The 9,676-nt window shown below is 64.9% G+C and carries 8 protein-coding genes and 1 pseudogene; 8 read left to right on the top strand and 1 reads right to left on the bottom strand.

Going from position 1 to position 9,676, the window contains the following annotated elements; genetic code table 11:
* The first annotated feature begins 29 nt into the window (after nucleotides 1–29).
* Entirely contained in the window at nucleotides 30–737 is a 708-nt protein-coding gene (locus tag AC5RWT_RS30655) for an SOS response-associated peptidase (RefSeq protein ID WP_494083499.1), read from the top strand.
* Nucleotides 738–860: 123 nt separating this feature from the next.
* On the opposite strand, the gene AC5RWT_RS30650 is transcribed toward AC5RWT_RS30655, so the two are convergent.
* The gene (locus AC5RWT_RS30650; protein ID WP_494083501.1) at nucleotides 861–1,037 is read right to left on the bottom strand and encodes a hypothetical protein; all 177 of its coding nucleotides are present in this window, start codon (nucleotides 1,035–1,037) and stop codon (nucleotides 861–863) included.
* On the opposite strand from AC5RWT_RS30650, the gene AC5RWT_RS30645 reads away from it, so the two are divergent.
* From AC5RWT_RS30645 to AC5RWT_RS30615, 7 genes and pseudogenes are all read left to right on the top strand, one after another.
* On the top strand, nucleotides 964–1,380 hold the full coding sequence (locus AC5RWT_RS30645) for an SRPBCC family protein (RefSeq protein ID WP_494083500.1): 417 nt from the start codon (nucleotides 964–966) through the stop codon (nucleotides 1,378–1,380). The genes AC5RWT_RS30650 and AC5RWT_RS30645 overlap by 74 nt on opposite strands.
* Nucleotides 1,381–1,793: 413 nt before the next feature.
* On the top strand, nucleotides 1,794–2,126 hold the full coding sequence (locus AC5RWT_RS30640) for a DUF6504 family protein (protein WP_494083498.1): 333 nt from the start codon (nucleotides 1,794–1,796) through the stop codon (nucleotides 2,124–2,126).
* 95 nt (nucleotides 2,127–2,221) lie between these two features.
* Nucleotides 2,222–5,782 (top strand): DNA polymerase III subunit alpha, encoded by a 3,561-nt coding sequence (locus AC5RWT_RS30635; protein ID WP_494083497.1) that lies wholly within the window; start codon nucleotides 2,222–2,224, stop codon nucleotides 5,780–5,782.
* Nucleotides 5,783–6,029: 247 nt separating this feature from the next.
* Complete coding sequence (gene thrS / locus AC5RWT_RS30630; protein WP_494083496.1) at nucleotides 6,030–8,045, top strand: threonine--tRNA ligase; 2,016 nt, start codon at nucleotides 6,030–6,032, stop codon at nucleotides 8,043–8,045.
* A 2-nt stretch (nucleotides 8,046–8,047) separates the two neighbouring features.
* Nucleotides 8,048–8,629 carry an HIT family protein gene (locus AC5RWT_RS30625; protein WP_494083495.1) on the top strand — a complete coding sequence of 194 codons (582 nt, stop codon included), beginning with the start codon at nucleotides 8,048–8,050 and terminating at the stop codon, nucleotides 8,627–8,629.
* Nucleotides 8,630–8,636: 7 nt separating this feature from the next.
* Entirely contained in the window at nucleotides 8,637–9,248 is a 612-nt protein-coding gene (gene pgsA, locus AC5RWT_RS30620) for a phosphatidylinositol phosphate synthase (RefSeq protein ID WP_493967726.1), read from the top strand.
* Nucleotides 9,249–9,450: 202 nt separating this feature from the next.
* Nucleotides 9,451–9,676: pseudogene (locus AC5RWT_RS30615) on the top strand (pyridoxal 5'-phosphate synthase lyase subunit PdxS); the annotation flags it as partial.

The raw sequence follows: 9,676 nt of genomic DNA, 5'->3' as shown, positions 1-9,676 counted from the left end.
CGCTGGACGCGCCGGACCATAATGGAGGCATGTGTGGCAGATACGTGATGGCGCGGGGAACCGGCGACCTGGTGGCTTCCTTCGACGTCGATGAGTCCTATGTTGACGAGATCCGGCCTTCCTACAACATCGCACCGACCGATGAGGTCCCCTTGATCATCGACCGCAAGCAGGCAGGCGCCGAGGGAGTATCCAGGAAACTCATCATGGCCCGGTGGGGACTCGTGCCGCCATGGGCCAAGGACCCTCGCTCCGGTGCTCGCCTGATCAACGCACGGATGGAGACCGTGACGGAGAAACCCTCCTTCCGCAAGGCGGCGGCCAGGAAGCGCGGACTGCTTGTTGCCGACGGGTACTTTGAATGGCAAAAGACCGAGGATGGCAAGATACCGACCTACCTGCATGGCGAACGCGAAGAATTGTTGGCCTTCGCCGCTCTCTTCGAGAACTGGCCGGACCCTTCCTTGCCCGAAGACCATCCGGAGAAGTGGCTGCGCACCTGCACCATCATCACCACCCAGGCTGCCGACTCACTGGGGCACATCCACGACAGGACGCCGTTGATCGTCCCGCCGGGGCTGTATTCGGACTGGCTGGATCCGGAAACCACATCCGAGGCGGATGTACAGCAACTGCTGGAGGCCATGCCCGAACCGCATCTTGTCCCGCGCCGGGTCAGTTCCAAGGTCAACAACGTGCGCAACAATGGACCCGACCTCATCGATGAGGCGGCGTGATGCCGGCCCGTCGGTCTTGGCCGGTGTAAGGCGCTGATCCACTGGCCCTTCGGTCCCGCCGCTTTTAGGTACCGCCGCTGCTGGGTTCCGCCGCGGGCGATGTGGGCAGTACTTCCGCCAAAGTCATTGCCTGCCGGCGCCTGCTGCTGGAAGCTGGTGGAGAGTATCCGGACCAGCGCTGGCGAGGCGTGACGTGATGGGGGAGGAACCGATGCCGGGAAAGTACATGGCCAGCTCGACGGCAACCATTGCCGCGCCGCCGGAGCGGGTGTGGTCGGTGATCACGGATCCGGAAGCCATCAGGGGGTTTATGTTCGGCACCGAGGTGCAGACGGACTGGAGCGTGGGCGGCCCCATCCGGTGGCGGGGTGAGTGGGAAGGCAAAGCGTACGAAGACAAAGGCCAGGTGCTGGAATTTGAACCCGCCCGGCGGCTCGTCCTCACGCACTTCAGCCCGCTGACCGGCCAAGCGGATGTGCCCGAAAACTACCACCGGCTCGTCTGGACATTGCAGGAAGTACCGGGTGGGACGGAGTTCACGCTGGCGCAGGACAACAACGACACTGCCGAAGCGGCGGAACACTCCAAGCTGATGTGGGACAAGTTGGTAAACGATGTGAAATACATGGCCGAGCACGGCTAGTCGCTGCCCGCACTGCGCTTGCCGGGCCCGCTGCCTGCACTGCTTGCGCTCGCCGGCACCCGGAACCCGCCTGCACCCCGTGCGCTCGCCGGCACCCGGAACCCGCCGGAACCGCTTGCGCTCGCAGGCACCCGGAACCCGCCGGAACCGCTTGCGCTCGCAGGCACCCGGATCCCGCCGGAACCGCTTGCGCTCGCCGGCACCCGGAACCCGCTGTGCTCGCCGCCCTCGCCGGCCTGAGGCTGCTGTAGCAGGCAGGAGCCCGTTGCCTCATCGTCGTTCCGGTTTTGTCAGTGCCCGTGCCTAAGCTTCATCTTGGATTCGAACACACGTTCGAATAGAATAAGAGGGTCAAGTCCTTCGGCAGGCGTGTTGGCAGGGACGCACGCCGGGGATTCTGACCCGTTGTCCAGATGAAAGGCGACTGGGACATGGGTGTTTTCAGTGAAGCAGTTGACGTTGTGTGTTCCCCTGCCGGACAGCCGCTTCGGCTTCGATGGCAGGGCAGAAGCTACCGGATCGTGGCGGAGCCTGTGCGCTGGTATGAACGCCGCAAATGGTGGGCGGAAGAGTTGCGTGCAGAACGGGGCAGGGGGCCCGGACTTGTTGACCACGAAATCTGGCGGGTGCAGGCGCGGTTGAACGGCCGGTCAGAGATCCGCACCCTGGATCTTTCCCACACGGTGGATACCGGACGCTGGCGCCTGATCCGTGTCCATGATGCCGTCCGGGAACTGAGCGCCTGACGGCAAAACTTGTCCCGCCAGCTTTATCCAGCCCCCGGTTTCCCGCTGCAGTACCCGGAGACCGATCCTGTGCCTTAACGGTGTTTGGAATGACCATGAGCTTTACCCATCTGCATGTATCCACGGCGTTCAGTGCCCACTACGGTGTCTCCTGGCCGGATGCGCTGGCCGGTGCGGCCGCTTCCTTCGGGGCGGACGCTTTGGCCTGCACGGACCGGGACGGGCTCTACGGAACGGTCAAGCACATCAAGGCCTGCCTGGCAGCGGGGATTGATCCAATCGTTGGTGTTGATCTCGCAGTCCAGGACGACGCCGGCCGGGACACTGGCCGCGTTGTGGTGCTGGCCCATGGCGGGAACCAGGGCAGTGGCTACCATGCGCTCTGCCGGCTGGTCTCGGAAGCCCATGCGGGCACAACGTCCGGGGGCCGTGGCAGGGGGCACCGGACACCTGGCGTGACATTGGAACAGCTCGCCCGGCATGCCGGCAGGTCTGACGGAGGGCCGGTCCTAACGGTGCTGCTGGGTCCTTTTTCCGACGTCGGACAAGCGCTGCGCCGCCGCAGTTATACCGAAGCCCGCCGGCTGGCAGGAAGCTGGCGGAGCGGACTGCCGTCCGGATCGCTGGCTCTGGAAATCGTTTCCCATTTGAGTGCCCCTGGCGAATACCTCAGTACCGCCCACGCGGTGAGGATGCTTAATCTGGCCGCGGAGTTGAATCTTCCTGCCGTGCTGACCAACGCCGTGCGTTACTGCGAAGAGGACGGAGCCGCCACTGCTGATGTGCTGGACGCGGCCAGGGCGCTGACAGCCTTGGCCAAACTTCCGGATTTGCAGCCCAGCGCCCAGGGCTGGCTGAAATCCCCCGGCCAAATGCAAGCGCTGGCCCGGGAAATTGTGCAGGCAGCGGGCGGTGGAAGCCGGGAGACAACCCGTCTGCTGTCCGCGACGGAAGCTGTGGCCAACCGGTGCCGGATGGATCCCTACCAAGACATGGGCTTTAAGCGTCCGGTGGTCCCCGAAGCGTCTGTCATCGGGATTGACGGGGAACCGATGGAAGAGCTGGTGCAACGCTGCGAAACCGGCATCGCCGAACGGTTTGGAGCAATTTCCGGGCGGACGGAGAAGGAACTGCGGGACCGGTTGGCCCATGAGCTTGGCATTATTGCCCGGCTGGGCTTCGCCTCATACTTCCTGACCGTGGCAGAAGTGTCGCGCATGATCACCGGGATGGGTGTGCGCGCAGCGGCCCGGGGATCGGGTGCCTCAAGCCTGGTGAATTATCTGCTCTATATCAGCCACGTGAACCCGCTGGACCACGGGCTGATTTTCGAGCGCTTCCTCTCCCAGGACCGTTCCACCTTGCCGGACATCGATATAGACGTGGAAAGTGCAGAGCGGCACAACGTCTACCAAAAGATCTTCGACCGTTTCGGCAGCCAGCGGGTAACCCTGATGAGCATGCAGAACGGTTACCGTGCCCGCGGGGCGGTCCGCGACGCCGGCTTGGCGCTGGGTCTGCCGGAAGAAGAAATTTCAGGCATCGCCAAACAGCTCTGGCGGTTCTCCGCGCGCCAATTCCGGGAGGCAATGGCAGAGAAGCCGGAACTGCGCGCGTTTTCCGCCCAGGTGGAGCAAAACCAGCAGTTGGACCTGCTGGTGGACCTGACGGAACGGCTGGACCGGCTTCCCCGGCATATCTCCATGCATCCCTGCGGGGTGATCCTTGGCGACACCTCGCTGTTGGACCGTACCCCCACCCAGCCCAGCGGGCTGGGGCTGCCGATGAGCCAGTTCGACAAACACGACATGGACCCGATGGGCATGCTCAAGCTGGACGTGCTGGGCGTGCGGATGCAGAGTTCCATCGCCTACGCGCTTAAGGAAATAGCCCGCATCCATCCGAACAAGGAAGCCGTGACAGCAGCAGGGCAGCACCCGGTGGGCGAGGATGGTGCCGGACCGGACTATATTGCCGCGGACGGAACCATCAACCTGGAACAGGTCCCACTGGACGACGAACCCACCTATGAGCTGATCCGCAGCACCCATACCCTGGGATGCTTCCAGATTGAATCTCCTGGCCAGCGTGAATTGGTGGGCAAGATGGCTCCGCGGGACTTCAACGACCTGATTATCGACATTTCGCTGTTCCGGCCAGGCCCGATGCAGTCGGACATGGTCCGCCCGTTCCTGGAACAACGCCATGGTTGGGCGCCGGAGCGCTTCCCGCACGCCGATTTGATTCCGGTGTTGAAGGAAACCCACGGAGTCACGATCTTTCACGAACAGGTCCTGCGGACCTTCGACGTATTCACCGGCTGCGGGTTGGCCAAGGCGGACGAATTCCGCCGGCTGCTGGGCAACGAGGAAGCTGAACCGACAGTCGAGGAATACTTCCGCAATGCTTCACTGGACCGGGGGTATCCGCCCGAGGTGGTTGACACGGTGTGGGGCACGCTGAAGTCCTTCGGCAGCTTTGGATTCTGCAAAGCCCACGGGGCAGCCTTTGCCGTACCCACCTACCAAACGGCTTGGCTGAAGGCCCACCACCCGGAGGCGTTTTTGGCCGGGCTGTGGCAGCACGACCCGGGTATGTACCCGCTGCGCCTGCTGGTGGCCGAAGCACGCCGGCTGGGCATCCCGATCCTGCCGCTGGACATCAACCGCAGCACTGACCGCTATCAGGTGGAACGCGTTCCTACCGGCACTGGAGAAAAACTGGGGATCCGGCTTAGCCTCACCGGCATCTACGGGCTCTCGACGAGCGAGCTCAAGCGCATTGTCGCCGGCCAGCCGTACGAATCGCTGGCCGACCTGCGGGCACGGGCCAAAGTCGGCAAACCCGCACTGAAGCGCCTGGCCCAACTTGGAGCATTTGATGAATTGAACCGGATCACCGGCCAACGCGGTGGCCGGACGGCCAGCCGCACGGATCTGGTCTACCATCTGGACCAGTCGGCCTCCCGCCCGGTTCCCCAGCGCTACCAGCCCACGGAGGGCCAGCTGTCCTTGCCGCTGGGAGACCTGGAGTTGCGTCATCTGGTCCCGGTTTTCCCCGAACCGACGACAGTGGACAAGGTACGCACCGAGCTGGACCTGCTCTCGGTCGACGCCAGCTCCCATTTGATGGAGAGCTACGTCCCGCTGCTGGAACAGCTCGGAGCCTCCCAGGCGAAGGACCTGTTGGGCATGCGCAACGGGAGCGAAGTGCTGGTGGCCGGAATCCGGGTTGCCACCCAGACGCCGCCCATGCGGGGCGGCCGGCGGGTGGTTTTCATCAGTGTGGACGACGGAACCGGCTGCGTGGACGCCACGTTCTTCCAGGAAGCCCAGGAACGTTCGGGCCCGCTGTTGTTCGGCACCGAGATGTTGCTCATCCGGGGCCTCACCCGGCGTACCGGCCCCCGGGGAATCGGGCTGCAGGCTCTCGAAGCGTGGGACCTTTCGGACACTGCGAGCCTGCCCTTGCCGGGAAACCCTGTCCCGTCCCGGCCCCCGGCACGTGGCGTGCCGGCTGCCGCACCCAAAGTTACCGCCGGTGCAGGAGGGCCGGGTACTGGCGAACTGGCCCGGCGGATGGCCGAGGAGGGGCTGGACAACCGTGTCCCGGCCGAGCCCTGGCTGGCCGGCAGCCACGCCTACCGGGTGGGGTGAGCGGGTACCGGCCGGTTACCGCCCCCGTTCGCTGGCGGTTATGCTCACCGCCGCCAGGGCCCGGTAGACGTCAGGATCCTGTGAGCCCAGGTTCGTCGTTCGTTCCTGCCCCGGTCATAGGCGCGGTGCCCAGCCACCGCCGCCGCGGTGTTGGTCGGGCAACTCGACAGCGGATACGATCGGAGAGGCTTGCAGCGCCCAAGTATGTCGCTGCAGTGACGGCCTACATCCACCAAAGGAGACCTCTGTGTCAGCGCCCCAAAACCTCACCACCCTCATCGTCGACGGCGAAGAGACCCAGGTGACCGAGGGCACGACGGGAGCCGACCTTTACGGCACCCGGCGGGAGGTCGTCGTCGTGCGCGTGAATGGCGAGCTGAAGGATCTGGACCAGCCGATCCCGGCCTCCGCCAAGGTGGAAGCCGTCACCATTGATTCCCCCGACGGACTGAACGTGCTGCGCCACTCCACCGCTCACGTGATGGCCCAGGCGGTGCAACAGCTGCGCAAGGACTCCAAGCTCGGGATCGGCCCCTACATCACCGACGGCTTCTACTTCGATTTCGACGTCGAGGAGCCCTTCACCCCGGAGGACTTAAAGCAGCTGGAGAAGATGATGCTGAAAATCGTCAACTCCAACCAGCGCTTTGTCCGCCGCGCCGTGTCCGAAACCGAGGCACTGGCCGAAATGGCAGGGGAGCCGTACAAGGAAGAGCTAATCGGGCTCAAAGGCCACTCGGACGAGGCCGGCGAGGGCGCCAGCATCGAAGTGGGTGCCGGCGAACTGACCATCTACGACAATGTGGACGCCAAGAGCGGCGAGGTGGTCTGGAAGGACCTCTGCCGCGGTCCGCACCTGCCCAACACCAAGCTGATTTCCAACGCCTATGCGCTCACCCGTTCGGCCGCCGCGTACTGGCGGGGCAACGAAAAGAACAAGCAGCTGCAGCGCATCTACGGCACCGCCTGGCCCACGAAGGACGACCTGAAGGCCTACCAGGAGCGGCTGGCCGAGGCCGAGCGCCGCGACCACCGCCGGCTGGGTGCCGAACTCGACCTGTTCTCCTTCCCGGATGAGCTGGGCTCCGGGCTGCCGGTCTTCCACCCCAAGGGCGGCACGGTCCGCAAGGCGATGGAGGATTACTCGCGGCAGCGGCACACCGAAGCCGGGTACGAGTTCGTCTACACCCCGCACATCACCAAGAGCAACCTGTACGAGGTGTCCGGCCACCTGGACTGGTACCGCGACGGGATGTTCCCCCCGATGCATGTGGACGAGACCCGGGACCCGGAAACGAACGAGGTCATCAAGCCCGGCCAGGACTATTACCTGAAGCCGATGAACTGCCCGATGCACAACCTGATCTTCCGCTCGCGCGGACGGTCCTACCGCGAGCTGCCGCTGCGCTTGTTCGAGTTCGGCTCGGTGTACCGCTACGAGAAGTCGGGCGTCATCCACGGACTGACCCGCGTGCGCGGCATGACCCAGGACGACGCCCACATCTACTGCACCCGCGAGCAGATGAAGGATGAGCTGACCACCACGCTGAACTTCGTGCTGGACCTGCTCAAGGACTACGGGCTGGACGACTTCTACCTGGAACTGTCCACCAAGGACCCGGAGAAGTACGTCGGCTCCGATGAGGTCTGGGACGAAGCCACCCGCACGCTGGCCGAGGTTGCCGAGGCGTCCGGCCTGGACCTGGTGCCCGATCCGGGCGGAGCAGCCTTTTACGGCCCGAAGATTTCCGTGCAGGCCCGCGACGCCATTGGCCGCAGCTGGCAGATGTCCACCATCCAGCTGGACTTCAACCTGCCCGAACGGTTCGAACTCGAATACCAGGCCGCCGACGGCAGCCGCCAGCGTCCGGTGATGATCCACCGCGCCCTGTTCGGCTCGGTGGAGCGCTTCATGGGCCTGCTGATCGAACACTATGCCGGGGCCTTCCCGGCCTGGCTCGCCCCGGTCCAGGTGGTCGGCATCCCTGTGGCGGAAGCTTTCAATGACTACATGCTGGACATCGTGGCGAAGCTGCGGGCCCAGGGCATCCGTGCCGAAGCCGATCTGGGCTCGGACCGCTTCCCGAAGAAAATCCGCACCGCCAGCAAGGACAAGGTTCCGTTCGTGCTGATCGCCGGCGGTGAGGATGCCGAAGCGGGAGCCGTTTCCTTCCGCTTCCGCGACGGCAGCCAGGACAACGGCATCCCGGTGGACGAGGCAGTGTCGCGGATTGTGCAGGCCGCCGCCAGGCGCGGCAACTGACGATGGCCGAGACGACCAGCGAAGCCATGACTGACCGGGCCGGAGACGGGGTGACGGACGGCTTTGAGCTGCCCGGGGTTCCGGACGCTTTCCAGCGGCTCTGGACTCCGCACCGCATGGCCTATGTCAAGGGCGGCCAGGGACAGTTCAAGAACAAGGAGGAGTGCCCCTTCTGTGTGGCACCGGCGCGCTCCGACGAGGAATCGCTGATCGTCCACCGCGGCGAGTTCGCGTACGTGGTGCTGAACCTGTTTCCGTACAATCCCGGGCACCTGCTGGTCTGCCCGTACCGCCACGTGCCGGACTACACGGACATCACCGCGGAGGAGACGGCAGAGTTCGCCGAGCTGACCCAAACAGCGATGCGGGTCCTGCGGAAAGTGGCAAACCCCAGCGGCTTCAACCTGGGCATGAACCAGGGCGAAGCCGGTGGCGCCGGCGTCGCGGCGCACCTGCATCAGCACGTGGTGCCCAGGTGGGGCGGGGACGGGAACTTTTTCCCGATCATCGCGCAGACCAAGGCGATCACTGAGACCTTGGACGAGGTCCGCAAGCAGGTAGCCCAAGCCTGGCCTGCGCGGTAGGGCCGCCATGCTTAACAAATACGCGCGCGGATTCTTCGGCAAGCTGTTCTCTCCGCTGGCCCGCGCCCTGATCCGGATGGGTGTTTCGCCGGACGCCGTCACCGTTGTCGGAACGATCGGAGTGTGCGTCGGAGCGCTGGTGTTCTACCCGCTGGGGGAGCTGTTCTGGGGCACCGTCTTCATCACGGCGTTCGTCTTTTCGGACATGGTGGACGGGCTGATGGCGCGCCTGCTGGAGCGCAGCAGCCGTTGGGGCAACTTCCTGGACTCCACCCTTGACCGGCTGGCCGACGGCGCGGTCTTCGCCGGCGTAGCCATCTGGTTCTTCACGGGGGGAGCCAACCCGGCCATCGCCGTCTCCGCACTCGTGTGCCTGCTGCTGGGATCGCTCGTCTCCTATGCCCGGGCCAAGGCCGAATCGCTGGGCTGCACCGCCGCCGTCGGCATTGCCGAACGCTCCGAACGACTGGTGGCCGTGCTGGTCTTTACCGGGCTGACCGGACTGGGCCTGCCGGAAGTTGTCCTGCTGGTGGTCCTGGTGCTGCTGGCCGCCGCGAGCCTGCTGACCGTAATCCAGCGGATCCTCGCGGTTTACCGGCAAACCCGGCAACCGGCCTGACCCGTTCCGGCCCGCCCGACAGCGGCGGCCGGGGGCCGGCGTCGGGCATTGTGGAAGATTACGTCATGGGTGAGCCGGCACACGGGCCCGGACGTATGATGAGATGTACGCTTTCGACCGACTCTAGGGGCTTTTTGTGTCCACCAGTGAAGCAACTTCAACTCACGCCCCCGTAACCGGCAGCAGCCGGGTGAAGCGGGGCATGGCCGAGATGTTGAAGGGCGGCGTCATTATGGACGTCGTGACTCCAGAACAGGCCCGCATCGCCGAAGACGCCGGTGCCGTGGCCGTGATGGCGCTTGAGCGCGTTCCGGCGGATATCCGTGCCCAGGGCGGCGTGTCCCGGATGAGCGATCCGGACATGGTGGATGGCATCATCGAAGCCGTCTCCATCCCGGTCATGGCCAAGGCCCGCATTGGCCACTTCG

This window comes from Arthrobacter sp. Dra40, from assembly GCF_059091905.1.
The sequence above is the reverse complement of the archived record's forward strand: the minus strand, read 5'-3'. Positions and strand labels throughout refer to the sequence as shown.